This window comes from Chitinophaga sp. (assembly GCF_017745275.1).
Classification (GTDB): Bacteria; Bacteroidota; Bacteroidia; order Chitinophagales; family Chitinophagaceae; genus Chitinophaga.
On the sequence record NZ_JAGHZS010000007.1, the window covers coordinates 559846 to 585740 of the forward strand.

Consider the following 25895-nt stretch of genomic DNA (forward strand, 5'->3'; position numbering starts at 1 on the left):
TGGCGCTCCCCCTTTCTCATTTTAAGCGTAGCCAATGAATCACTTTCCGGTTTCCAGTTCCCAATTGTCGGCCCCGCACCTGGCGCTGTTCCTGCAATCGCAATACAATGCAGCACCGGGTGTGGAATGCCACCTCATCAAATCAGGCATCAACGATACTTACGAGGTAAATACCAATCTTGGTAAGTTTGTTTTCCGTGTATACAGTTTACATTGGAGAACGGAAGAAGAAATATCTGAAGAAATACGGCTGATCCAATTATTAAAAGACCATGACATGCCTGTTTCCTCAGCGGTTCAGGATAAACATGGCCGCTACCTGCAAACCCTTCATGCCCCTGAAGGCGACCGGTTCGGCGTCTTATTCACTTTTGCTGCCGGCGAAAAGCTGCCAATATATTCCCCCGATATTCATTTCAAAATTGGAACGGTGATGGCCCGCATGCATCAGCTCACCTATCAGCTTCCACTTAACAGGGTTACTTATACCGCCACCAATCTCCTGGAGGGATCGCTGCCGGCTATACAACGTTTCCTTGGCACCGATACGCCCGAAATGGCCTTCATGGCAGCAGCCGAACAATATCTGTTACAAACACTCCGGGACGCAGATACCAGCGCTATCCGTAAAGGAGTAGTACACCTGGATATCTGGTTTGATAATATGAATATCAATGCCGATGGAGATATCACTATTTTTGATTTCGACTTCTGTGGCAATGGCTGGCAATGTATGGATATTGCCTACTACATTTTACAACAGCATAACGTATTCCGGGAAATGGACGAATGCACATTACAAACAAAAGCATTTCTCGAAGGTTATAACTCCGTTACGCCCATTTCAGCTGAAGAGCAGCGCTTATTACCCGTTCTGGGCGTGGCGTTATACTTCTTTTATCTGCGTATACAATGCGACCGTTATGATAACTGGTCCAACGTATTCTTAAATGAACCCTATCTCAAAAGATTTATTAAACTCCTGGTGAAACGATACTATGACCTGTACCTGCCACTATCAACGGTAAATCCAGAGTAATATGGGATGCGAAGCCTGATCAATGTAAGGCTCCAGGGTAGCGAAGTAAGCGGGATTCAACATCGGGCAACCATCGCTGCGTACAATGCCCTCCAATTGCGCCACAGATGGCACCGAGGGATAACTATGCAACACCACGAAGCGGTTAAATGCATTGCTGTTGCTACTATCCAGTCCGTACAGTTTATAGGCCGTGCCAAAGCGGCCACTATACTTACCGCCTATACGATATTTACCCAATGAGGAGCAATGACTGCCTTCCACATTGGAAAACACTACTTTTTCCGCGCGTACATCCGGTCCTTGTCCATGCGACACCAGCCCGGTGCTGATTATTTTGTGCTGCTGTAAATCATAGCAAACAAATCTCCGGCCACCGGAGAACACCTTAAAATCGGCCAGGAATGCGTAATGAGTATTGTAGCCATGCGCGGCCGCATATTGTTTCAACTGGTCAGCTTTGCGACGCAGTACTACAGGATCCGGTACCATCACCGGTTTTTCAGCTATATGCGATACGGTGGCTGTCTTCTTTTTTTCTTTGCAGGCCAATAAACAGCCGCCCAAAAAAAGCAGGACCCACGCAACTTTTTCAAACCTCATATCTGACAGATGCAGGCAGGCAAATATTCCACAGGGAAATGTAAAAAAACTATTCCCAGATATCTTTCACATGAATGAGAATCGAGTAACGTCCGGTGGGCGGGTAATGTCCAATGTTCAACAGGTTTTCATCAAAGGGTTGCGGCAGCTTGTCCGCGTATTGGGTATACAATTCCTGTACTACTGCAATGGCTTCCGCTTTACTTTCCACCACCCATGATTTGGCTGTTTTATGATTATCAAACAGTTGATCGAAGGCTTTCCTGCTGGCAGCAGTTTGCTCAAAAGGCACCACCTTCAGCGTCCACACCTCTCCTATTTTTTCCGGCTGTGCAGGGGTATCCAGGCTGATTTTAAACCTTTCCAAACCCGCGGGATCCAGGGAACGCATGATATCCATTGCAACTGACATACTTTTCTTTTTAGTTTCAGACGCAATATTACAACTTCCCGCAAACTTACGCGGCTATTCCCCTCCTTTTACCTTCATTTTCAGTGTATAAATGCCGGTGCCGGCAGTGATGAACAGGATGTTATTGTCTTTTCCTCCGAAACAGGCGTTGGCCGTCCAGCTTTCCGGAACAGGGATATGCCCGATCTGCTGCCCGTTTTTATTGATCACTGTAATACCATTACCGCAGAGATACAGGTTACCCTCGCTATCCAGTGCCAGTCCATCTGTGGTGGCACTGGCCATCAGCTGCCGGCCGGACAAGGTCCCATCCTTATTCACGTGATACCGATAAACTTTACCACCGTTGATATCGGCTACATATACCTGTTTACCATCGCGTGTGCCGATGATACCATTGGGTTTTACGAAATCAGCGGCGGCAATGACAGGCACTTTTGTACCAGGCGCCAGGTAATACACCCTTTCTTCTTTGATATCCGGTTGTTTACGCTCCCAGTAGTCACGCTGATAATAAGGGTCTGTAAAATAAATGCCGCCATTGGGTGCAACCCAAACATCATTAGGCCCATTCAGCCGGTGTCCCCCGAAATTATTTACCAGTATTTTTATTTTCCCTTTGGGAGAGATGGATAACAATTGGTCGTGCTCATCTGCGCAGGCAATGATATTGCCTTTGGCATCCATATACAAGCCATTGGAGCGGCCTGATTTCTCCAGGAAAACAGACAGCTGACCTGCTGTATTATACTTCCAGATCTTATCATTGGGCTGATCTGTAAAATAAACGTTTCCCTCTTTATCGGCGGCCGGGCCTTCTGTAAAGGCAAATTGCCTGGATACCAATGTAGGTTGTGCATGGTCTGCAACAGTAGCCGGTATTGAATCCTGGGCAAAAACCTGCATACCTAACAGGCAGGCGAATAACGTGGAATAATATCGCATAGCGCTCTTTCTATTTCCATAAGTATACGCATTATGTGGGAGAATTTTTTCTAAAAAAATGAAGGTATCATGCAACAGCAAGTGCAGTGGCAGTTTCACGGGATTTCTATCAACGAAGAAAAGTTGCCATTAAGGCAACTTTTTTCTTTTGGGACTCCGGTAAAAATGTTGAGGGTTATTTTTCCAAAGGCTTACCATAAATTTTTAAAGTAATGTTCACCTCCGGAAGAATGTACAGCGGGGCGGCAGGATCATTAAAGCTGTTCATACCCCATTGCAGCCGGTTTAGCTTGAACGCCCCCTGCACCGATATCTGATTTCCCTGTTTTAAAATAGTAGCAGGAAAACTAATGCCGTGCGTTTGCCCGATCATCGTAAAATCACCCGTTACTTTTGCATTGGCGGATGACATTGTCTCTTTTAGGTCTTCCACTTTGGTGATGCGAAAAACCGCATCCGGATGGATGGCCAGGTTAAAGAAGTCGGGGCTTTTCAAGTGATCCAACAATTGCTTTTGTGTAGCCGGATCGGCTACATCAAAGTTGGTAATGCTCGCAATAGGAATTGAAAAAGAGCCAGCCGTTACTTTGCCGCTGTCATTGGTATTAAAAGTACCAGATACTCTGAATGCGCCGGTGTGGAAATGATCCGGGGCACTACCTTTCCATTCTACGGCAGACTGACCTTCGTCTACTTTGAAATTTGTTGGGGCTGTTGTTTTACTTTTAGAACAGGCGGCTAACAACAACAATGCAAAACTCCAGTGATAAAACTTCATTTTCATTTTACTTCTCGTATTTTGGGTGTAATAAAAATACAAGATTGAGTATATTTTTACAGCTATTCAAACACCATCGACGGACAACAGCTTTTGCTGCCGGACGCACTTTTCTATCTACCCGGTAACAAAATATTCCTTCGTCATCCGATAACGGTTGTTGGTCGATACTATCTGTCATCTGTCGCCAGGCATTTCCACATACGATGAAATAAAAGGATCATTGCATTTTATTTCAAATCCCCAAACCCACTGTAGCATGAAAAAATGTATTTTTTTATTGGCATTGGCTGCCTGCCTGATGCTGACCATTTTTCAATCCTGTAAAAAGCGGGAGACGGATACACACGGTCCCGGCAAGCCTACGCCACCGTATGAATTAGTACGCGCCATACATTGGGATAATGGCGCTGAAGAATCCATGATATATAATACGGATAGTTCGCTTAAACAAATCGATGCCCGCTTCCGAACTACGATGAGTAATACCATTTTTGAATGGGAGGATGGAAAAATTAAAAAGGTATATCAAAACTATTCCCTTTACAAAGACACCTACTATTATGAAAACGGGAGGATCAGCTACTACACCATCGGCAGTGATCTTGTCCCATCTTCCACCTACAAAATGGTGTTTAGTTATAAAAGTAATGGCTTGCCGGACAAGCAACAATACTATACGATCAACGAAGCCGGCACAAAACTGAACACCGAAACAACATATGAATACAATGCTGCGGGCGAGCTGTTCCAGGCGGTCACCACCACCGGTAATTCCATCTTCACACACACCGTTGATCAATACACAGATTCGGTCAACTTCAATCCGTTGTTCTTTATACAGGTCGGTTTATTTGAAAACTATGCCATCTTTAATTTGCCTGTCATGAGCACAATGAAAAAATACCCGGCAAAAATTGTGCGGACGGTAAAGACCGGGAATGCTGCCCCGCAAATCGATAAAATAAGTGAAAACACCTGTGAGATCAGCAACAAACGGATCAATAAAATAACTTTAAAAACCAGCATCCTGGGGACTACCCCATCCAGTAACACGGTGACAGGTGTGTTTGAGTATCATTAAAGTTTAATTCCATGTCCTCAGTGTTGGCCGATGGTGACGACCCGGTTCTACTCTTAAATAAGCGGTTAAAGGATGGTGGCTATTCGAAAATCACCACTAAAAAGGCCGTCTCCGGAAAGAGACGGCCCTGCAAAGTGTTGGCGCGTTTTTTCAACAAAAACACCGCCTGATTACTGCCTATGAAAATAACCAGCCTTCAGATGTATAGGGATATATTAATAGAATAGATTGACGTTAATCGACAGATAGATGTTTGGTTGACGAGAATGGTAAGGCGGCAGACAACAGCACCGTACAGGTGCCGGTTAAAAAAGTGGACAGTGTAATAGTCATGGGTGGCAAAGGCTAAATAATACGCATTGAACATCCGGCTGCAATGTATTGCAGTACGGCTGGCTGGTAAGTAAATTATTTGGGGCAAACAACAGTGGATGAGCTACCCGATTTTAGAATGGCGTTCTATACAGGTGTACTTTGATTCGTTAACAGTTTCCACGCCATTCAAAGGCGTGGCAGAAGGTAGGCACAGGTTCACTTCATTTCTTTTAAATGATTAATCCGTTGCATAGTTTCCTTACAAACATAGCCGCTGTTTATAAGAAGCTTCCTTCATGGAGAAAGGTCGTGTACTGATTACGAAGGCAAAGTTATCCTGTCAAACGACTTTGTCATAGTACAAAAACGACATATTTCTATTTACTTCATGATGGTATGCAAACGTATCGTGTTCTGTAATTCTTCTTCGTCAATAAAGGAGGGCGTGATACCAGCAAATTTCTTAAAGTCCCTGATAAAGTGCATCTGATCGTAATAGCCGCTGTGGTAGGCTATTTCGGTCCATGTTTTATCAGGAAACATTTCCTTCAACTTGTAGGCTTTGCAGAAGCGGATCAGGCGGGCGTATTGTTTTGGTGGCATGCCGAGGCGTTCGGTACATTTTCTTTCAAACTGCCGCAGGCTTAAACAGGCCAGGGAGGCCAGCTCTTCTATGGTAACATTACCGGAGGTACTCACCAGGGCGGCTATAGCCTGGTCCACGGGTAATAAAGGTTTCAGGTCATCAATTTTTTTTAGCAGATAAAATTCAATGATACTTATCATGTGATCCCAATCGTCTGCCTCTTTCAATCGTTCTGTGATTTCATTGATCTCATTTCCCAGCAGGAGATTGGTATCCAGGTCCTGCTCATAGATTTCGGACAGGGGCAGCTTCAGCAGCCGGTGTAATCCTCCCGGCTGGAAGGCTACACACAGCGCCAGGTGCTTACTTCCCATATCAAGGGTAACCGCCTGGTCCTGCGGCCCAATAGTTACGCAGGTGGCCTTGGTAACAAACCCCTCGTTGCCGGGCTTGAGTACTTTAATCGGATCTTCCAGGTAGAAAATGATATAACGTTGATAGGCCGGCACAAACCGGTAGATATTAGTGAGTCCCTGGGTCTGGGAGAAATCCACTGCGTAAATGCTGATACAGTGCACAAGGTCCTGCAAGGCCGGATGCGGCTTATAAACTTTCGATTTCATTGAATATGTTCGGCTATAGGTGCTCAGTACGCCCCTTAAAAAACAAATATATATAAAAAGACAGCCAATGCTACTGATTTGCCTTATCTTTTGCGGCCAAAACCCTTTTTAAAATAAATGAGAATTGCAATAACAGGCGCATCCGGCTATTTAGGTAATGTACTCACTCCTTTATTGCTATCCAATGGACATTCACTAAGGCTGCTCACCCGCAAGGCGCCTCCCGTTCATCCGCCCGATACCGTGGAATATGTATATGGCGATCTATTGAACAACGACAGCTTACAGGAATTGGTAAAAGATGTGGATGCAGTGATACACCTGGCCGCAGTGATTTCAGTAGACGACCGCCCGGACGAAAAATTATTTTTCACCAACACCAACGGTACCCGTATGCTGGCAGCAGCGGCGCAGCAGGCAGGCGTGAAACGGTTTATCCATCTCAGTTCTGTAACAGCCTACCAACAGGCTCCCTACGAGGAACGAATGGATGAAAGCCGTCCTCCTACTACCGACACGCGGCATAACTACGATCATTCCAAAGCAGTATCGCAGGCCATTGCACTGGAGCACAACGGTAACGGCATGGAAGTGCTGGCGCTGGCACCTACGGCGGTGATGGGCCCTTACGACCAGCAACCTTCACTGATTGGCAAAGCGATCGTTAATATTTATAATGGTAACATACCGGCTTTATTTCCTGGCGGTGTTGACTTTGTAGATGTGCGGGATGTTGCAGGTGCTATTGTCAGCGCCCTCACCAAAGGCACTCCGGGTCAGGCATACCTGCTGAGTGGTCAGTGGGCGTCATTGGTCACACTTGCCAAAGCTACCGGCAATATAAAAGGTAAGCCGATATCATTACCGGTAGTACCTTTGTGGCTCGTATTCAGTATGCTGCCCTTTGTGAGAATGCTGGCGGCTCTTCGGGGAGGAGCGCCTTATTATACGCGGCAGTCGGTATACAATCTTATTTACAGTAATAAAAAAATTGACCACTCAAAAGCACAGGCAGAATTAGGCTTTCAGCCACGCGCTTTTACGGATACCTTACAGGATACCATTGACTGGTTTAAACAAACAGGCGCTATCAAATGATCGATTACTTACCCTTACGGGAATACGTTATTTTTATTTGCTGCTGGGCAGCCACTGGTATTGGCGCGGGACTGTACCTTTTACGCAGGGAAGCCCCTTATGGCCGCTACAGCAGCCGGCAATGGGGCCCCATGATCAGCAATAAAATTGGCTGGTTGTTGATGGAAACCACCGTGCTGGTATCTTTTTTCACCTGGATACCTGTTACCACTTTCCCCTGGCGCAGCCCGGCCGGTGTCATGATCGGCTTATTCCTGCTGCATTACATACATCGTAGTTTCGTATATCCGTTCATGATACGTACCAAAGGAAAAAAGATGCCGGTGGTGATTATGCTGTCGGCCATGCTTTTTAATACTGTCAATGGTTCGCTGTTGGGCATCTGGTTTGCGGCTTTCGGGCGCTATCCCGATAACTGGTATACGACACCCGCATTTATTATAGGAGTGTTACTTTTTTTAACAGGCATGTTTATCAACTGGAATGCAGATTACCAACTGATACAATTGCGAAAAAGAACGGAGACGGGTTATAAAATACCGCAGGGTCGTCTCTTTAAGTATATTTCCTCGCCTAACCTGGCCGGCGAAATCATGGAATGGGGCGGTTATGCTTTACTTACATGGAGCCTGCCGGCGCTGGCGTTCTTTATCTGGACCTGCGCCAATCTCATTCCCCGTGCACTGGCTAATCATCGCTGGTATCAACAACAATTCCCGGAATACCCGGCTAACCGTAAAGCATTATTACCTTTTATCTGGTAACCTAATATTATTATGTCAAAAAAATATAGTCAGTTAAAAGCAGCACTGGTACTATCAAAAGCGAGCTTAATTGCCACATTGCGCAGTCCGACTTCCGTGGTGTTTGCCTTATTATTCCCCATCATATTTGTCACCGTATTTGGCGCCATGGTAGATAATACCGCGGTGAAAGTAAAGATCGTATTGTCGCCCCACAGCGACACCAGCAACCCGATGTATTCCGCCATCAAAGGCATTAAAATATTTGATCTTTCCCAGGGCACAGATTCTGCCGCTATGCTGGCCGATCTGAAGAAAGGCCGCATTGCAGGTATCCTGCATTTACAGTCGCCCACCATAGGAAACGGCGTTCCTCATTTTGCCACAAATCTGCTGGGAAGCAGCGCTGTGGCAGATAAGCTGCCGCTGGTGGAAGCAGCATTACAGGAAGCAGCCACGCAGGTAAACAAGAAAATAATACCGGATCAACGGGTTGCTGCCACGGTGCATACGGTGAATGTTCCGGGGCGTGTATACCGGCAAATTGATTTTATCTTACCGGGACAACTAGGCTTTTCACTACTGATGGCGGGCGTTTTCGGCTCTGCCTTCCTGTTGTTTAACCTCCGGCATACACTCGTACTGAAACGTATATACGTAACACCGATTAAACGTTCTTTCCTGTTGCTGGGTGAAATGATCAGCCGCTTACTCTTCCAGGTGATCTGCTTTATCATCATCACGGCGTTAGGATATTATGCGTTTCATTTCACGCTGGTGAACGGCATCATTACTTTCCTGGAAATGTTGCTGCTCTCTGTATTCGGGCTGATCATTTTCATGGGCATTGGATTTATTATCAGTGGCCTGATCCGGAATGAAAGTTCTATTGCGCCGGTAGCAAACACACTCACGGTACCACAAATCCTTTTATGCGGATTATTTTTTCCGATAGATAATTACCCGGTGTGGTTACGTTCTTTTTGTGAAATGCTGCCCCTCACTTTCTTTGTTGACGGGCTCCGCAAAATTGCATTTGAGGGCCTGCATATCTGGCAAATACCGGTACAGCTGATCGGGTTAATAGTGTGGGCAACGATTGTAGCGGTACTGTCTGTGAAACTTTTTAAATGGGAATAGTAATTGTCGCAATTGCCCCTATGATTGTCTCGGGCAACCACCCTGCATTTGCGGGGAGGACAATAACTTTGAATCATTAATAGTTTTCACAAAAAAATATTTATCATGGCAGCAGTTAATCCTTACTTAAATTTCGATGGCACCTGTGAAGAAGCGTTCAACTTATACAAAAGCGCATTTGGTGGTGAATTTGTAAACTTCACGCGCTTTGGCGACAGCGGACCGGAAGCATGTGAAGATGGAGAGAAGGATAAAATTATGCACGTATCATTACCCATTGGTAAAAACACTATTTTAATGGGCAGTGATACACCACACACCATGCCTGTTGTAAAGGGTAATCAATTGCATGTAGCTATCCAGGCCGATAGCGAACAGGAAGCGGATCACTTATTTGCCAGTCTTTCTGCGGGCGGGCAGGTATATATGCCGATGGGAAAGGCTCCATGGGGCGCCTATTTCGGTATGTTCGTCGATAAATTTGGTATTCAGTGGATGATCAATTTTGATTACCAACCATAAGCAGAAGCCGAAAGCAAAAAGCAGAAAGCAAAAAGCTATTGTAGCGAATGAATAAGGAGGATATCCGAAAATATCATTCGCTACAATAGCTTTTTGCTTTCGGCTTTCTGCATCAATTACATGACCATCACCAGCACCACCCTAAACCCATCAGGGTCCACCAGCGTGATGCCATGTTCATTCCAATAAGGATTTTTTGCTTTTACCTCCGGAACGCCTGCCTTCCTGGCTTTGTTCAGCATTTTTGCAAATACTTCTTTGTTTTCCGGATAGAGTACCAACAGATCATCTTCGTCTGGGGTATGTTGCGGTGGTTCAGGAGAAACCGTAAATTCCAGGTGCCAGTTTTCGCCAGGTACTCCGAGGAAAACGCCGTTATACTGCTGGTGGTCCTGGAAAGCTCCTAACTGCCGGAACCCTAATACATCCTGGTAAAAACCAATCATCCGCTCCAGTGAAGTGGTATGCCTCGCTACTCTTAATCTCATAACAATACAGTGCTTTAGTGGGAAAGTAGTACCCTGAATTTACTAAAAAAAAGGCGTTGTACCTATATGGCACTGGCAAGATAATAGTAAATTGTGGTAGCGAAATCTGTCAACACCTATGCGTATTATGATGATCATGATGGCTATTTCTATAGCCACAGCGGCCTGCCATGGCGCACCTGCGAAACAATTACCATCAGATAGCCTTCCGCTCTCCCACGGGCAGATGCAACCACCAGACACCGTGGCGCCGGCACTATTAAAAAATAAGTCGCTGGAAGAAGCTATTGCTATTGCCGGACCACCCGATGAGGCCACCGAGTTTTATATGTCCGGTACTTTATCTGCGTTCAGGAAAGGGCTGTTGAATTTCTTCTCCCCTAAAAATTATTCACATCAGCGCATACAGATCAAAGAAGTGACCTGGTACAATGGGGCGCAGAATATCACCACCTGGTACCGGGAAGAACACCTTTCCTGGCGTTTCATTACAATGTCTGTATGGGATAAGGATGCTGTTTTTTCAGGCTCCGGCCAGTAGACCCTGGTGGAAAGGCAATGCGGGCAATGCCGCCGCGGCATTCAATACTTCGTCTACCAACCCGAATGCTTTTGCTTCTTCAGCATTCATGAAACGATCATTATTAAAAACGGCGGACACTTCTTCTATGGTACGTCCGGCGTGGGTGGCAATCACCTGGAAAGTTTTATCCTGTAGTCTTTGTTGCTCCCGGAATGCAATGCGTACATCTTCGGTGTAGCCTTTGGCGCCGCCGCTGGAAGGATGCATGTGAATGGTGGCATTGGGTAGCGCATAACGCTGACCACTGGCGCCTGCCGTGAGGATAATGGTGCCCATGCTGCCGGTGAAACCAAGCGCCATGGTAGATACGGGCGACTTCAACATTTTCATGGTATCATAAATAGCCAGGCCGGCATAGATCACCCCACCGGGGCTGTTGATATACATATTAATGGGGCGGTGATTTTCACTATCGAGGTACAGCAACTGTGCTACAATCAAATTAGCCACCTGGTCGTCGATAGCGGTACCCAGGAAGATAATCCGTTCTTTCAGCAGCAGGCTGTATATATCAAAGGCGCCGCGGCTGTCGCCGTCGATCACCGTAGGAACTAAGAATGCCATATTATTTAAAAATGGAAGTGATGGAATGGTTGAAAATTTCGTCTTGCATAAGCTCATGAAATACCTCATCGAGTTGACTGCGCTTTTCTTCGCGACCCAACCAGGTTGCAAGTTGTATGACCTGTTGCTGGCTGGCAACCTGTTTGCGCAGGGCGGGACTGATCAGCAACCGGGCCTGAAATACCAGGCGGGCAGCAGGACTCATTTCCTGCAGCAGGTATTGATCTATTTCCTTTATGTCAGCTAACTGTTTCCGCATAATTGGATTGTTGTAATTGTGTTCTTACTTTTTCCAGGCATTTGTATTTCTGTACACTGGCGGAATGCAGGGATTTGAAATGGAAGTCGTCCGCAATTTCTTTAATAGAATGCTGATCGTAATAAAAAGCCTGCAGCAACTGTAAACATCGTTTCCCGGCGGCTTTCAGGTAGCTGAGCAAAGGCGTTGCCACTGGTGGCGGTCCATAATAATCTTCCGGGATCGCTATTTCTGCGGATATATTTTCGAGAGAGGTATACCTCCCGGATTGTTTCATTTTCCTGAGGCAGCAGATCCTGGCAATACCGGTAATATAAGCTGCCGGTGAAACGTGGGCGGGTAATGTACCTTTATTTTGTTTTTCGAGATAGATGATCACGGCATCCTGGAATATATCTTTGGCCATCTCCAGGTGGCCACCCATCTGGTAAACCATTCTTGCCACGGTGGGCAAGGTAGTTTTATATATTTCTTCCAGCCATTGGTGTTCCTGATAACGCATAATGCAGGTGTTTATATACTAGTGTCCATAAACCGTCAGATATCACCTAAAAATTAAGATATTTTTTTTACCTTTGCCCCCATCATGTAAGAACAACCCACATACATCTGACAGGCTGATCCTGTAAATATGCCGTCCGGCATAGCTCATTCCGTTCCTAACGACATTTAAATATTTGACATCTAACACAGATATGCGGTGGCATATGCTGCATTCATTCACTTAAATTTTATACGATGAGAATCACTACCCTCCTCACACGCCATCAATGGACCTTGTCCACCTTCCATTACGACAAAATGAATTTATATGCTAATCAGCGCACAACATATCAGTTATCAACTTCCGTCCGGCCATTATTTATTTGAAGACGTTCAATTCACGCTTGATAAAGGCGACAAGGCCGCTATTGTCGGGCATAACGGAGCAGGTAAGTCTACTTTGCTACGCATCATAGCAGGTCAGGAAAAGGCATTTTCCGGCACTATTCACGCGCATGCATCCTTTTATTATGTCCCGCAGCACTTCGGGCATTTTAACGAGCTTACCGTTGCGGAAGCTTGCGGCATTGCAGATAAGCTTCGTGCCCTGGAAGCCATTACCGGCGGCGATGCCGGCGAACACTGGTTTGATATCATTGGAGACGACTGGGATATTCTGGCCCGGTTTGAAACCGCTGTTGCCAAATGGGGCATTCCTTATGTAACACCTGGCCAGCCACTCGCCGCGCTCAGTGGCGGAGAAAAAACAAGGCTGTTTTTATCGGGCATCGACATCTTCAATCCCGCCGTGGTACTGCTGGACGAACCGACCAACCACCTCGACCACGATGCCAGGGAACAATTGTATGCCTGGGTACGCAGCACCAATTGCACGTTACTGATCGTAAGCCACGACCGGGAACTGCTGCGATTATGCACACCTATCTGGGAATTACAGGCCGATGGCATCCAGGTATACGGCGGCAACTACGACCTATATGCCGCACAAAAAGAAATCGCCACCGCTTCTTTACAACAGCGCATTGCGCACCAGGAAAAAACTCTGAGAGAAGCGAAGAAACAGCGGCAAATTGCCATTGAACGCGCACAGCATGCCGATGCACAGGCACGCAAAAAAAGTAAAACAGGCGGCATGCCAAAAATTTTATTGAATGGGCGAAAGAATGCCGCGGAAGTATCTACCGCCAAATTAGACCAGGTACACACCGAAAAAGTGAGCGACCTCGCAGCAGCGCTGCAGGAAGTAAATGCTATGGCGCAATTGCAGCGTATTATGAAAGGCTATTTTGAAGCCTCTCCGTTACATCGCGGCAAAGTGCTGGCAGAAGCCACAGCCCTTAACTACAGCTGGATGCCGGATAAAATGTTGTGGGATCCTGCATTATCGTTTACCCTTCGGAGTGGGGACCGCCTCGCTATTACAGGCCCCAATGGAGCCGGCAAGTCCACCCTGTTGCAATTGCTGCTGGGACATATCACACCTTCTGCCGGTGAGCTATACGTGGCTAACACCCGCAGTATATTGCTGGACCAGGACTATAGCCTTATTGACCGTAGCCGGACCATCCTTGAACAGGCATTGGCATTTAATGAAAATAACCTGGAAACTTCTACGGTAAAATCCATGCTGGTGAATTTCCTTTTCGGGCCCGATACCTGGGATAAATCCTGTGCAGTATTAAGTGGCGGTGAAATGCTGCGACTGGCGCTTTGCTCCATGACCTTGCAAAACAGGGCACCGGATATGATTATGCTTGATGAACCTACCAATAACCTGGACCTGGCCAATATCAAAATATTGACACAGATTTTTGCGGAGTATAAAGGCACCTTGCTATTGATATCTCACGATAAAAATTTTATACAGGAGGCTGGAATTACTGGTGAGCTGGAGCTGAGGAAGCAGAAAGCATAAAGCAGAAAGCAAAAAGCTATTGTAGCGAATGATCAAAGCGGATAAGTAATTTATTTACTCGCGTTAATCATTCGCTACAATAGCTTTTTGCTTTCTGCTTTATGCTTTCTGCTCTCCAGCCATATATTTCATGATCTCCCGGTAAATATCTTTTTCGCGGAAAGGCTTCATGAGCCAACCATTGAAGCCGGCTTGCCGGAAGGCGTTTTCCTCCTCTTCGGTAAGGTTGGCGGTTAGGGCTAATGCCACTACCTGGGCTTTCTGAGGGTCTTTGTCCTGGCGGATCTGCTTCATTACTTCTATTCCGCTCATGCCTGGCATGTGCATGTCCAGCAATACAAGGTCGTAGTTATATTGGCGGAATAAGTCCATGGCGCCTTCCCCATCTGTGGCCATATCAAAGCGGCATTTCCAGCGGGTCAGGATGAGCTTCAACAACAGCAGGTTCATTTCCTGGTCATCTGCCACCAGCACATAACAGCCTTCCATAAACGCCCCGGTGGTTTCCTGTATGTCTTTAGGTGTGTTGGTGACCATCAGCGGCACTGATACTTTTTCATAAGGAATTTCGCAAATAAAGCTGGAGCCTTTATGCAGTTCACTGTCTACCCGGATATCACCGCCATGTTGAGCAATGAGACGCTTGGTGATGGCCAGTCCCAGCCCGGTACCCTTCACACTGTTGCGGGAGCTACCGGCCTGGAAGAAGCGCTCAAAAAGACGCTGCTGCGCTTCGGGGCTGATGCCTTCGCCGGTGTCTGTTACGGTGAAGCTGAATAAAGAGGTAGCGTCATCTTTTGGCAACAGTGTAGCCGTTACCGTGATACTGCCTTTATCTGTGTATTTAACAGCATTGCTCAACAGGTTGAGCAGGATTTGTTTCAGGCGGAAAATATCTCCATTCACCTGTCCATTTTTATCTCCTTCAAAGCTCACCCGGAATTCCAGGTTTTTCCGTACTGCCTGCACCCGCATCATGTCTATCACTTCCTGGTATACCTGGTATAATACAAAGGGCTGTGGCGATAACGAAATATAATCGTTTTCCAGTTTGGAAAAATCCAGCACATCATTTACTACCTGGATCAGCATATTGGTAGCGGATTCTATGTAGCCCAGTATATTTTTTTGTTCGGGGTTCAGCGTGGTATAGCTCAATTGTTCGGTGAAGCCGGCAATTGAATTCAGGGGGGTACGCATTTCATGACTCATGTTGTTCAGAAAATCTGTGCGCACTTTGGTTTGTTCCTCTGCCGCCTGTTTGGCTAACTGGAGTTGTTCGTTTTTTTTCCGCATCACCCATGCGCCTACTGCAATGATAGCGGTAAACAACAACAGGGCTACCAGGCTCGCCAGCATCATGCTTTTCATATCCCAGGTGCTGGTTTGCACTTCCTTTTGTGCACCTTGTTTAATGGTTCGGTTTTGCAGGGAGGCATTTTCTCTCAGGGCAATCAATAAGGATTTCAACCGTCCCATCATGGCCATGCTGTTGCCTGCAAGGGAGGATTCCTGGTCGTTGAGTTTAAGGCGGTTCTCCAACTGCTTCTTCAAAATTTCTTTATAATAACCATTAACGTCGGTCACCACTTTTTTTAACTGCATGGCATCATAGGCTTCTTTATCTATGACGCGGCCGTCCTTGGTTCTCACGCGGATACTCACTTGTGCCTTTACCGTATCTTTTTTATTGGCGAGGGCATTCCCCAGCCGTTTAAAAAAGCCTTTCTTCTCTTCTTTCGGGGCCTGCACATTGCTGATGGTATCTATCGTCACTTTTTCTTTTTTGATCTGTGTCACATTATACGCAGGGATGCTGCTGAGTAACTTGTCGATCATGTCATTTTTGAGTGATCCCGTTAACATAGAGTCGGTGGCTCTTTTCAGCGCAGCTATGTTGCCGGAAACGGTTTCCTTTTCCCTGATCAGTTGTTTAAACGATGTGTTGTTATTGCTGGTATTGAGCGTATAACTGACGGTGTCGATGATAGATAATACGTTACCTAGTTCATCGGAAAAACGTTGTAAGTATTTGCGGTCATATAATACCGTATACAGGCGAAAGTTACTTTCCGCGTCATTGAGTGTAAACAGTGCCGAGTCCATTAAGTGTACGGCGGGGTCCTCTATCATGAGGGTATCTGTTGCCTGCAATAGCCTTGCTGCGCTTTGGCGGTGCATCCTGTAGCCTGAAAAAAACAGGGTTACCAATACAATAAAAATCAGTGACAACGGCACTACAAACAATAAAACGGTCTTACGCATATGGTTAAAGCGATTACAGGGTAACGAACTCCATACTCATTATTACAGCTATTACGGGATTTACGGTACTTTAATGTGCAACTCTTATGAAAACGTCTATAAAATATACGATAAAATCCGTACTGTATCCGATACCCTGCTTTAACCCTATAACTCCGGAATACCGTAAAGGTCGTACGGTGAAAACGGGATAACCTCCGTTATTTGCAAGGACAGAAAGCTGCCATCTTCCCGGAGATACCGGTAGGTATTGCCATTCCTGCAAAGCAATGGAAAACTATAGGTAACGTTGCTGGCACCATAGCCAGCGGCTTCTCCCAACATCACGTCATCAAATAATTCTTTGCTGACCGGCTTGCCCTGCTTATCCAGTACCATGAACAGATGATCCCGTTGTGCCAGGAATCCAAGGCCATTGATTTCATATAACACCCGGTCGTATACAGGCGGTACCACCACTTGTCCGCTATTAGCGGCCAGTCCCTGCAGATAGTTGTCTGTGGCCTCATCTCTTTTGGTGAGCAACAAATAACCGGAATCTGTTGGCCGATCTGCGGCATATTCATCACCATCATAGATCAACGGCACTATTATTTTACCGGTATTATCTGCGTATCCCAGTTGAAAGATGCCATTGGCACCTTTCTTCAACAGCTTTATCACGTTATCACGCAGGTACATTACTTTTTCATACACTATTGGTACCACTACCTGTCCCCTGGAATTGATGATACCCATTTGCCCTTTCTTCTCTACAATCCAGGCTTCGGGATCCGGCGTTAATACTACCCGGTCGTACAGCAACGGCTTCAACTGGCGGGTGCTGCTGTTGAATAAACTGTAGTTTGTTTTTCCGCCCCTCTCCAGCGTAAGCAGGTAGTTGTGCCGGCCGGCATTCTGAATGCTGCTGTATATCAGCGGTTGTACCAGCGGGCCCTTTACATCGTAAAGACCTTTGTTGTAATTGCCGCTGATATTTTTGGTGGCTACCACCAGCGTACTATCGCCTTCCAGCAATGATACGTCGAATAACATAGCGGGCAGCAACAGGCGTTTATTTTTCCGGTCGTATAAACCGGTATTTCCATGCTGTTTCACCCAAAGCAGTTGGTCTGACAACGCGCCATAGTCTTCATAGGCGGCCGGTAGCACCTGCTCTCCTGTAATGCTGTACAGTCCTTTCTTTTCCTGGTATTCCGTCTCCAGCAGGCCAGCCAGCGGCGATGATGCTTCCGTACGATCAATATCAAAAAAAGCCGGGGCCACTGTTTTTTTGTTTCCAGGATTATAGAAACCGTACAGGGCCTTTTGCTTTAACTTAAACAAAGGCAATGATCCGGCTGTGTTGACCGGGGCATTGAAGCCGGTAATGGCTGTATAATTCACCGGCAATAACTTTTTGCCGGTGGTGTCCAGCAAATTATAATCTCCATTAACAGGCACTACAAAATACTCATCATAAACGGTGACATCACCCTCATATGCAGGCGGGATAATGACTTTTCCATCTTCCCGTATGATCCCGGTTTTTCCCTGCTTTGTGATCACCAGGTAACGACCTGCATACCGGTCTTCCTGACTTTCTATTCCTTCATACACAAAATCTGCTACCTGGGTACCATTTTCATCTATCAATCCGTAATAATTATTTTTCTTTGCTTTCAACAAGTGCCCGCTGATCAGCTCCATATTGGTGTATTCCGGGGAGCTATACACCGCTTTGTTCCCCATATTAATCACCACGTCCTGCCCCTCTTTTTTAAAACTCAGGATCCAGTTATCACTGCGCATGAAGGCATGCTCATGCTCATATTCAAAGGGCACCAATATGTTATTATTAAAATCCAGCACGCCCCATTTGCCATTCCGTTGCGCAAATACATAATTGCTTTTACTGCCGCATCCGCCACAGTAATCGAATGCATCGTATTGAGCCGGTATCACCAGTTTATTTTGGGAGGCACTAAACACGCCATACTTATCATTTAATTTTACATCGAAATGTTCCTCATCCAGGATGCCTGCTGTGTCAAATTGCATCGGCAACAACAGCTTACCATGGGAATCGGCATACGTCATTTTATTGCCCTGGTGTAGTTCCAGGTAAGTTTTCCATTTATAGTCGATGGTATCGTAAACCGGCTGTAGCAGCCATTTTCCCTGGCCATCTATTACACCCATTTTTCCGTTGCGGCTTACCAGCATGTGGGTAGCTTTCATATCCAGCAACTGGTGATTGTTATTATCATGATCGAAGTTGAGCTCCAACGGATGATAGGTAGCAAGAGCCTGATCAAACATCTTTTCTCCTTTGGCGTTGATATACCAGGATTGCTCGTTCTCTTCCAAACGGGCCAGCCCGTTGCTGAAAGCAGAACCTTTCTGCGCCATTAAATGGGGTGCTACCAATAACCATCCTCCTGCCAGTAACAAACGTTTATTCATATGCCGCGGCTTTTAGTCGTTAAAACCTTTTTTCTTTTCTGAGCGATAACGCAATGCGTTACCGTTTTTATCCAGGTAGAAATACCATTTCCCCTGCTTTACCAGCAGCGGGAAAACCAGATCACTGCCATAGTTGATGTCCATATCATCATAAATAGCCGGGATCACCAGGCGCCCCGTTCTGTCTGCGATACCATTTTTGCCGCCTTTCATCACCCGGAACAGGCCGGCCTTTTCCAGGTAATAGATCTCATCGTATTCCGGGGGAAAAAGGATCCTGCCACTGCTGTCGGTCATGCCACACATATTACCGTTATATATTTTAAAGCAGGGCAGTTGGTACACTTTATCAACCCGTTCATATTGGGCAGCTAGCAGTACTTGCCCGGACTTGGTAACAAGACCCTGCAGACCCTCTTTTTTGAGCAGCAGCACGCTGTCCAGTAACGTAGAAATATCTTCTGCTGCAAGTGGCAGTATTACCTGTTGCTGCCGGTTAATAATGCCGTAGGCTATATCACCGGACGGACCTTTTTTTCCTGCCAGTGCCAGGCCGTTATAGAAATCGCCTACAAAATCATACCCATCAAATACCACTTCTTTGCCGTTGTGATCTACAAAAATATTGTCACCGGGATCGCCCCATATTTTCAGGAGGCCGTCGCTGTAGCGGATGTTACCTCTTTTCATACTATCGGGCATGAGTGTACGTGAATAACGATCATTGCTGAATTCCCAGTTGGGATTGGTGTATAGTTTATTGCCGGCAATATCTGTGAGGGTATAAATGGTGCTGCCATCATTTGTATAGCGGACTTCCACCAGGCGATCGTTATCTACCGCTGTATAGTTTCCATATTGTTGTCCTCCCCTGATAACTTTCCCCTCTTTAGTGGCGAGGAAAGATGTATCATTACTTTTCAGGTAGATGAGTTCCGGGTTTTGCCACTGGATCCAGTCGTATATGGGCGGGAGTATTTCCTGGCCGGTGCTGAGGTTAAATAAGCCGATGTGATTATTTTTTGTTACCGGGAGATAATTGGCTTTGGCGGCGCCAATCGCCTCATCCTGGTATATAAAGCTGCTGCTATAGCCTGGTAACAGGTCATCGTATTTTGCGGGCATGACTACCTTACCCTGAAAGTCAAGCAGGACAATGCGTTTATTTTTCAGTGCTGCCACGTAAGGTATCTCCTGGTATTTTTGTATGTCCATCTTTTGATATTCCGCCGGGATCAGCGGTTTACCATCCCGATCAAGCAGGCCGCTGTTGCCACCGGTGGTGACTATAAAATAAGCGGGACCTTTTTCTTTTCTACCATTGCCGCCAATAGATGGAACATCGTAGCCATATACTTCCTCCCCGGTTGCATTGATAGCCCTGATTTCCTCATACTGTGGGGCAATGATTTCTTTACCTATAGTATTAATAATACCCCACTTATTGCCTATGGCCACTTTCATCATATTCACCAGCGGTTCTACCTGGGTATATTTCAGCGGTTGTACCAGCGCTCCACTGCTATCCACAAAACCCGTTTTCCCGGCATTGGCAACGGCGAAAAGCACAGCGGACGGGCCCCGGCTGCATTTTTCATAAACCGGCGGCGTAATCGCTTTGCCGGATTTATCCATGATACCCGTTTTGCCCTGCACTTCGTAACCGAAGAAGGTGCTGCCTTCGTAGCCCAGGTAGCTAAAACCGGTATACTGCAATGGCACAATGATGCGGCCATCTTCCGCTGCCAGCCCTACTTTGGCGCCTTGCTTTACCTGCACCGCATTTTCCAGCACGTAGCTTTGATCTACTGCGGTATATTTGGGAGATTGCAATACCTGGCCTGTTTTGATGTCCAGCCAGCCGTACAATCCATTCTGTTTTACTTTGAACACATGAGGGGTGAGCTCATCCACTTCGTTGTATATAGGCTCACAGAGCACATTTCCCAGGGTATCGACAGCACCATACTTTCCATTCAAACGCAGCACCAGGAAACAATAGTTCCTGGCAGGGCACCGTTCATCTTTCTCATCCAGGAGATGGATGTCATCATATTTAAACGGCGCAATGACTTTACCTGCATTGTTCACAGCACCATAGGCATTGTGTTTAATGGCCACAAAGGTGCGGTAGTAGCCTATGTTTTCCAGTTTGTCGATGAGCACCAGCCCCGAATGATGCAGCATTTGCTTTTGTTGTTTAATTTTTACGGGGGCAAATTCTCCGTCGAACCGGTCGAGGTAATCCGCTATCACCGGTGTGGACGGGCCTGTAACAGGCGACGGTGTTTGGGCCAGGCTAACAAAAGGTGGGAACAAAAATGACAACGTCAATATGAATTGCTTCATCAGAATACGACTTTTTTACAGGAGATATGGTGAATCTGTTTTATACTTTCACGCTTTACAAAGATGCTGCTCTTTCCCCATCATCTCCAAATTTACGTCCCTACATCTGATATACAGCGTGATCTACAAAACATCTACAAGCGCTACATATCAGCCACCAGTAATAATTTCAGCGCATCCATACACACGCATTAACACTGCTTAACATTCACTCCTGTAAAAGTGGTGGACATTTAATTGTTTTTTTACTACGTTTGCCGATTCCCGTTTTGGGGTGTGAACCTAAAAATGAAAAAACTCTACATTATGAATGGTATGAAAAGATCGGTGGCAACTGTTATGCTGGGTGCTTTTGCGGCACTGCAAAGCCTGACGGCAGTTGCGCAAGTTAATGAAAAGCCCAGACTGATTGTGGGTATTGTTGTAGACCAGATGCGTTGGGATTATTTGTATCGTTATTATGACCGCTATGAAAGCGGAGGGTTCAAACGTTTATTAGGAGAAGGATTTTCCTGCGAGAATACATTTATCAGCCATCTTCCGTCTTTTACGGCAGTAGGCCACAGCACTATTTATACCGGCAGCGTTCCAGCTATTCACGGTATCACTGGCAACGACTGGCCCGACCAGGTGACCGGCAGAAAATGGTACTGCACGGAAGATACCACCGTACAACCGGTAGGCAGCACCACTGCGGCGGGTAAAATGTCGCCACGCAACCTGCTGGCTTCCACAATCACTGATGAGCTGCGACTGGCCACCAACTTCCGCTCAAAGGTAGTAGGTGTATCGCTGAAAGACCGCGCCTCTATTTTACCAGCCGGACATACGCCCAATGGTGCTTTCTGGCTGGACGACAGCAACGGTAGTTTCATTACCAGCACCTGGTATATGAATGAACTACCTGACTGGGTAAAAAAATTCAATGACCGTAAAGAGCCGCAACAACTGATGTCGAAGCCATGGGAAACCCTGTATCCTATTGACACCTATACGCAAAGCACTGCTGATAACGTAGCATGGGAAGGCACTTCCGCCGGAGAAAAAGCGCCGGTATTTCCACATGAGCTGAAAGAGGTGTATAAAAAAGATCCGGGTAACCTGCGCGCTACCCCTGCTGGCAATACGCTCACACTGGACTTCGCACAGGCCGCAGTAGAAGGCTATGACCTGGGCAACGGCACTGCTACCGACTTTCTCACCATCAACTGTGCTTCTACCGACTACGTAGGTCATAAATATGGCCCGAACGCTATTGAAGTAGAAGATACCTATCTGCGCTTAGATAAAGACCTCTCTTCCTTCTTTACTTATCTCGATAAAAAAGTAGGCAAAGGCAATTACCTGGTATTCCTCACCGCCGACCATGGTGCGGCACACGCCATTAAATTTATGCAGGAACACAACCTGCCAGCCGGCCTGGTAGAAAGCAGGAAACTGGTAGCTGGCCTGGATAGCACGCTGACCAAACAATTCGGTGTTGCCAAACTGGTGACCTCCTTCATGAACTACCACGTAAGCTATGATAAAGCAAAAATTGCCGCGAACAAACTGGACTATGATGCCATAAAAAAAGCATCTGTGCAATACTTTGAAGCCCTGCCAGGCATTCAGTTTGCGGCCGACCTGGATAATATCGGCAACAACCCGCTGCCAGAGCCTATCAACACTATGGCGATCAATGGCTACAACCGTAAACGTACCGGCTCGGTGATCGTTATTCCTGAACCAGGATGGTTTGAAGGATCATTGAAAGGTACTACCCACGGTAACTGGAACCCATTCGATATTCATATTCCATTGGTATTTATGGGCTGGCACGTAAAACATGGCGCCAGCAATGAAACCGTGCATATGACCGATATCGCCGCTACCCTCGCCGCTATGCTGCATATCCAGATGCCGAGCGGATGCGTTGGCAAGCCGGTACAGCAGATGTTGCAGTAGCGTAAAGCAAAAAGCTGAAAGCAAAAAGCTATTGGAGCGAGTGATTAACGCGTAAGGATTTACGCATAGTTCACTCGCTCCAATAGCTTTTTGCTTTCAGCTTTTTGCTTTACGCTCTTCCCATATACGGGTCCGTAATTCCTTCCGTCCCCGTTTCTACTTTTCCTGCATAACGTTGGCTAAATTGATCGAAGCCCGGTACGCTTACTGTAAAATCGTACCAGCCCTGGCTTTTCTTCAAAGTCAACACTATTTCCAGGCTTTCGCTGGCAGCCACTTTCCGCTGAATCATGTTCTCACTATAGGCCATATCTTTGATAACAAACTCACGTGCTGTACTACCGTTGTTGGCTACACGAAGTACCACATTACCGGTGGCTTTTTTCTTCATTTGTCCTGCTCTTTCATAGCTGAGTTGCAGGTCCAGTTGCGGATGTTCAGTGGTTCCTTTAAACTCGCGGTAAAATCCGTTAGGGCCGTGTAAATGTAGGTGGTACTGCGATCCCGCAAAATCTTTTACCGCCCATTCATATTGCAGGGCGTCGCCGGCAGCTACGGCGAACGACCAGGTTTTGCCGGGTGGTTCCTTTTGATCACCGAAGGCACGGGTGGTATATACGGTGAAAGGTGCGCCCACAGCTTTATTGCCAAAGATATTGGTAGCCGCCTGCATTTTCAGCGACAACTGCTGCTGGCCGGGTTGCCATTGGGCGTCAGCGAGTAATTCGTACGGCAAAGCGCAGGCTGGACGGGTACCCGGTTCCTGTTGCAGCGTTGCCGGGCGTTTATGATGCTTATATGCCGTTACATGTTCATCGGTCATCCTGGAGAAGCCGGTGGGCACACCTTTGAAACGGGCATTGTTGATACTTTCTACCACGCGATGTTGCTCCAGGAAAATTTTCTTTGCCGGTGTGCCTGGGTTGAACGGACTGAAGGCGGCAGTCAGATCACCGCTGATAGTGCGTCTCCACTGGCTGATATTCTCAAAGTGCATCTTTTTATGCAGCTTCTGGTTAAAGAAAGTTTCCAGGAATTGTAAGGTAGACGTATGTTCAAATACCTGCGAACATACTTTTCCACCCCGGCTCCAGGGCGATGCAATCATCATAGGTACCCGGAAGCCCAGTCCCACCGGTGCTTCGCGCGCCTGCTTTTCACTGATGCCCTGCGCCAGTTCATGAGCCAGCCGTACCTGTTCTATTTCTGTATCAATGCCGGCGGAACATTTGCCGGTATCCGGCTTTTTGTTATCACAGATTGAGAATGGAACCTGGTGGTCAAAGTAGCCATCGTTTTCATCGTAGGTAACAATGAAAATAGTTTTCTTCCATACTTCCGGCTGTTGTGTGAGGATATCCAGTATTTCCGATACCCACCAGGCACCATACCAGGGCGCACTGGGATGATCTGAGAAATTCTGCGGTCCCGCCAGCCACGATACAGCAGGCAAAGCGCCATCTTTTACATCCTGCCTGAACTGATACAGCAAATCTCCTGCAGGTACAGTTATTTCCCGGGCAGTAACGCCATCCTGGTATTTTACGGTAGTGATGTTCCGGTACGCAGGGTCTTTGCTATTGACAACAAAAGCCCGCTGATACAGCGATTGCTGTTGCAGCGTTAATCGTTGATAGCTTTCTTTATTCCATTGCAACAGCTCTTTGGTAGCGTTGTCGAGTACCGCCTGTTTTTTCGCAATATCGATACGGATCTTTTCTGCAGCGGCTTCTGAGGAAGGACTGGCTTCCTGCAGTTTGTTGATTTCATCAGGCAGCGTTTCCACCTGTTTCATCAACCCGTTGATATAACGTTCAGAGAACTTTACGTTATAGGCCGCAAAAAATTCCAGCAGGTTGCAGCCGAAATTAGCGAGCCATGCCCGCTCCTCTCCTTTAAACCCGCCGCCACAGCTAATTTCATTCTGGTAAAACTTCCAGGAGATACCATTTTCTTCCAGCAGCTCCGGGAATGTTTTCCAGTGTAGTTTCGCGTAGCTGTAGTCGTCGTTTCGTATATGCGCTTTCGGTATACCATTTTCATTCTCCACTATTTTCCCTGTCCAGAAAAAAGAGCGGTTGGGCGTTGTGCTGGTCATGGCAGAACAAAAGTTTTGATCGCATACCGTGAAAGCATCTGCCATGGCGTAGTTGAAGGGCAAATCTTCACGGGTATAGTAGCCCATAGTAAGCGGCATGGCCGCATATTCCCGGTTACCCGGACGTTTGGCGATCAGCCATTTATCGTAGCGCCCTTTGTTATAAGCATCTACCTGGCTGGGACGGGAATGCGGCAAAGCGCCCATCCACGTGGCTTTGGTGTCTTTAATGTTCAGGCGAAACGGTGCATAGGTTTCACCTTTATCATTGGTTTGAAACCATACCGGTTTATCATCCGGCAGCCATACAGCCCTTGGATCATTAAAACCACGTACGCCCTGCAATGTACCGAAGCAGTGATCGAAGGAGCGATTTTCCTGCATCAGGATCACAATATGTTCAGCATCCAGGAAGGTACTGCCCGGCGACGGATCTATTGCCAGCGCCTTTTGAATAGAAGCGGGCATCATAGTGGATAAGCCAGCCGCTCCTGATAGTAACAATGATTTTTTTAGGAATTCCCTGCGTGAGTCCATGGATATGTCAGCATTATTTTTTTACATCGTTCGCGCAAACAAAATAGCAAACA

The 25895-nt window shown here is 46.6% G+C and carries 22 protein-coding genes; 9 read left to right on the forward strand and 13 right to left on the reverse strand.

Annotated elements, in window-relative coordinates; all coding sequences use genetic code 11:
- Positions 1–34 precede the first annotated feature (34 nt).
- The gene (locus J7623_RS21855; RefSeq protein WP_291924380.1) at positions 35–1039 is read left to right on the forward strand and encodes a phosphotransferase; all 1005 of its coding nucleotides are present in this window, start codon (positions 35–37) and stop codon (positions 1037–1039) included.
- Here J7623_RS21855 and J7623_RS21860 read toward each other — a convergent pair.
- From J7623_RS21860 to J7623_RS21875, 4 genes are all read right to left on the reverse strand, one after another.
- A complete protein-coding gene (locus J7623_RS21860) occupies positions 1019–1642 on the reverse strand; it encodes a murein L,D-transpeptidase catalytic domain-containing protein (protein WP_291924382.1) in 624 nt (207 codons plus the stop codon). The genes J7623_RS21855 and J7623_RS21860 overlap by 21 nt on opposite strands.
- A gap of 49 nt (positions 1643–1691) precedes the next feature.
- Positions 1692–2054 (reverse strand): hypothetical protein, encoded by a 363-nt coding sequence (locus J7623_RS21865; RefSeq protein WP_291924384.1) that lies wholly within the window; start codon positions 2052–2054, stop codon positions 1692–1694.
- Between the two features lie 54 nt (positions 2055–2108).
- Positions 2109–2999: an SMP-30/gluconolactonase/LRE family protein gene (locus tag J7623_RS21870; RefSeq protein WP_291924386.1), complete on the reverse strand. Its 891-nt coding sequence runs from the start codon at positions 2997–2999 to the stop codon at positions 2109–2111.
- 175 nt (positions 3000–3174) lie between these two features.
- A complete protein-coding gene (locus J7623_RS21875) occupies positions 3175–3783 on the reverse strand; it encodes a YceI family protein (protein WP_291924388.1) in 609 nt (202 codons plus the stop codon).
- Between the two features lie 253 nt (positions 3784–4036).
- Here J7623_RS21875 and J7623_RS21880 point away from each other — a divergent pair, with 253 nt between their 5' ends.
- Positions 4037–4861: a hypothetical protein gene (locus tag J7623_RS21880; RefSeq protein WP_291924390.1), complete on the forward strand. Its 825-nt coding sequence runs from the start codon at positions 4037–4039 to the stop codon at positions 4859–4861.
- A 696-nt stretch (positions 4862–5557) separates the two neighbouring features.
- Here J7623_RS21880 and J7623_RS21885 read toward each other — a convergent pair.
- On the reverse strand, positions 5558–6385 hold the full coding sequence (locus J7623_RS21885) for a helix-turn-helix transcriptional regulator (protein WP_291924392.1): 828 nt from the start codon (positions 6383–6385) through the stop codon (positions 5558–5560).
- A 117-nt stretch (positions 6386–6502) separates the two neighbouring features.
- On the opposite strand from J7623_RS21885, the gene J7623_RS21890 reads away from it, so the two are divergent.
- The 4 genes from J7623_RS21890 to J7623_RS21905 all read left to right on the forward strand — a co-directional run bounded on the left by J7623_RS21890 (position 6503) and on the right by J7623_RS21905 (position 9888).
- Positions 6503–7483: an NAD-dependent epimerase/dehydratase family protein gene (locus J7623_RS21890; RefSeq protein WP_291924395.1), complete on the forward strand. Its 981-nt coding sequence runs from the start codon at positions 6503–6505 to the stop codon at positions 7481–7483.
- Complete coding sequence (locus J7623_RS21895; protein WP_291924397.1) at positions 7480–8247, forward strand: 3-oxo-5-alpha-steroid 4-dehydrogenase; 768 nt, start codon at positions 7480–7482, stop codon at positions 8245–8247. Before J7623_RS21890 ends, J7623_RS21895 begins: the two co-directional genes overlap by 4 nt.
- 12 nt (positions 8248–8259) lie before the next feature.
- On the forward strand, positions 8260–9366 hold the full coding sequence (locus tag J7623_RS21900) for an ABC transporter permease (protein ID WP_291924399.1): 1107 nt from the start codon (positions 8260–8262) through the stop codon (positions 9364–9366).
- A 105-nt stretch (positions 9367–9471) separates the two neighbouring features.
- Positions 9472–9888: a VOC family protein gene (locus tag J7623_RS21905; protein ID WP_291924401.1), complete on the forward strand. Its 417-nt coding sequence runs from the start codon at positions 9472–9474 to the stop codon at positions 9886–9888.
- A 116-nt stretch (positions 9889–10004) separates the two neighbouring features.
- Here the strand turns inward: J7623_RS21905 and J7623_RS21910 are convergent, their stop codons facing one another.
- Entirely contained in the window at positions 10005–10376 is a 372-nt protein-coding gene (locus J7623_RS21910) for a VOC family protein (protein WP_291924403.1), read from the reverse strand.
- 118 nt (positions 10377–10494) lie between these two features.
- Here J7623_RS21910 and J7623_RS21915 point away from each other — a divergent pair, with 118 nt between their 5' ends.
- Positions 10495–10917, forward strand: coding sequence for a hypothetical protein (locus tag J7623_RS21915; protein ID WP_291924404.1), 423 nt, complete (start codon positions 10495–10497; stop codon positions 10915–10917).
- Here J7623_RS21915 and J7623_RS21920 read toward each other — a convergent pair.
- Genes J7623_RS21920 through J7623_RS21930 form a run of 3 tightly spaced genes read right to left on the reverse strand, consistent with a single transcriptional unit; the run spans position 10900 to position 12284 of the window.
- Positions 10900–11523 (reverse strand): ATP-dependent Clp protease proteolytic subunit, encoded by a 624-nt coding sequence (locus tag J7623_RS21920; RefSeq protein WP_291924406.1) that lies wholly within the window; start codon positions 11521–11523, stop codon positions 10900–10902. The genes J7623_RS21915 and J7623_RS21920 overlap by 18 nt on opposite strands.
- A 1-nt stretch (position 11524) precedes the next feature.
- On the reverse strand, positions 11525–11782 hold the full coding sequence (locus J7623_RS21925; protein WP_291924408.1) for a hypothetical protein: 258 nt from the start codon (positions 11780–11782) through the stop codon (positions 11525–11527).
- Positions 11763–12284 carry a sigma-70 family RNA polymerase sigma factor gene (locus J7623_RS21930; protein ID WP_291924410.1) on the reverse strand — a complete coding sequence of 174 codons (522 nt, stop codon included), beginning with the start codon at positions 12282–12284 and terminating at the stop codon, positions 11763–11765. The genes J7623_RS21925 and J7623_RS21930 overlap by 20 nt, the downstream gene beginning before the upstream one ends.
- Positions 12285–12593: 309 nt before the next feature.
- On the opposite strand from J7623_RS21930, the gene J7623_RS21935 reads away from it, so the two are divergent.
- The gene (locus J7623_RS21935) at positions 12594–14201 is read left to right on the forward strand and encodes an ABC-F family ATP-binding cassette domain-containing protein (protein ID WP_291924412.1); all 1608 of its coding nucleotides are present in this window, start codon (positions 12594–12596) and stop codon (positions 14199–14201) included.
- 99 nt (positions 14202–14300) lie between these two features.
- Here J7623_RS21935 and J7623_RS21940 read toward each other — a convergent pair whose 3' ends face one another.
- The 3 genes from J7623_RS21940 to J7623_RS21950 all read right to left on the reverse strand — a co-directional run bounded on the left by J7623_RS21940 (position 14301) and on the right by J7623_RS21950 (position 21260).
- Entirely contained in the window at positions 14301–16466 is a 2166-nt protein-coding gene (locus J7623_RS21940) for an ATP-binding protein (protein WP_291924414.1), read from the reverse strand.
- A 147-nt stretch (positions 16467–16613) separates the two neighbouring features.
- Positions 16614–18911: a WG repeat-containing protein gene (locus tag J7623_RS21945; protein ID WP_291924415.1), complete on the reverse strand. Its 2298-nt coding sequence runs from the start codon at positions 18909–18911 to the stop codon at positions 16614–16616.
- A gap of 12 nt (positions 18912–18923) precedes the next feature.
- Entirely contained in the window at positions 18924–21260 is a 2337-nt protein-coding gene (locus J7623_RS21950) for a WG repeat-containing protein (protein WP_291924416.1), read from the reverse strand.
- A 288-nt stretch (positions 21261–21548) separates the two neighbouring features.
- Here J7623_RS21950 and pafA point away from each other — a divergent pair, with 288 nt between their 5' ends.
- Entirely contained in the window at positions 21549–23207 is a 1659-nt protein-coding gene (pafA, locus tag J7623_RS21955; RefSeq protein WP_291924417.1) for an alkaline phosphatase PafA, read from the forward strand.
- Between the two features lie 109 nt (positions 23208–23316).
- Here the strand turns inward: pafA and J7623_RS21960 are convergent, their stop codons facing one another.
- Entirely contained in the window at positions 23317–25842 is a 2526-nt protein-coding gene (locus tag J7623_RS21960; protein WP_291924419.1) for a phosphocholine-specific phospholipase C, read from the reverse strand.
- Positions 25843–25895: the final 53 nt, after the last annotated feature.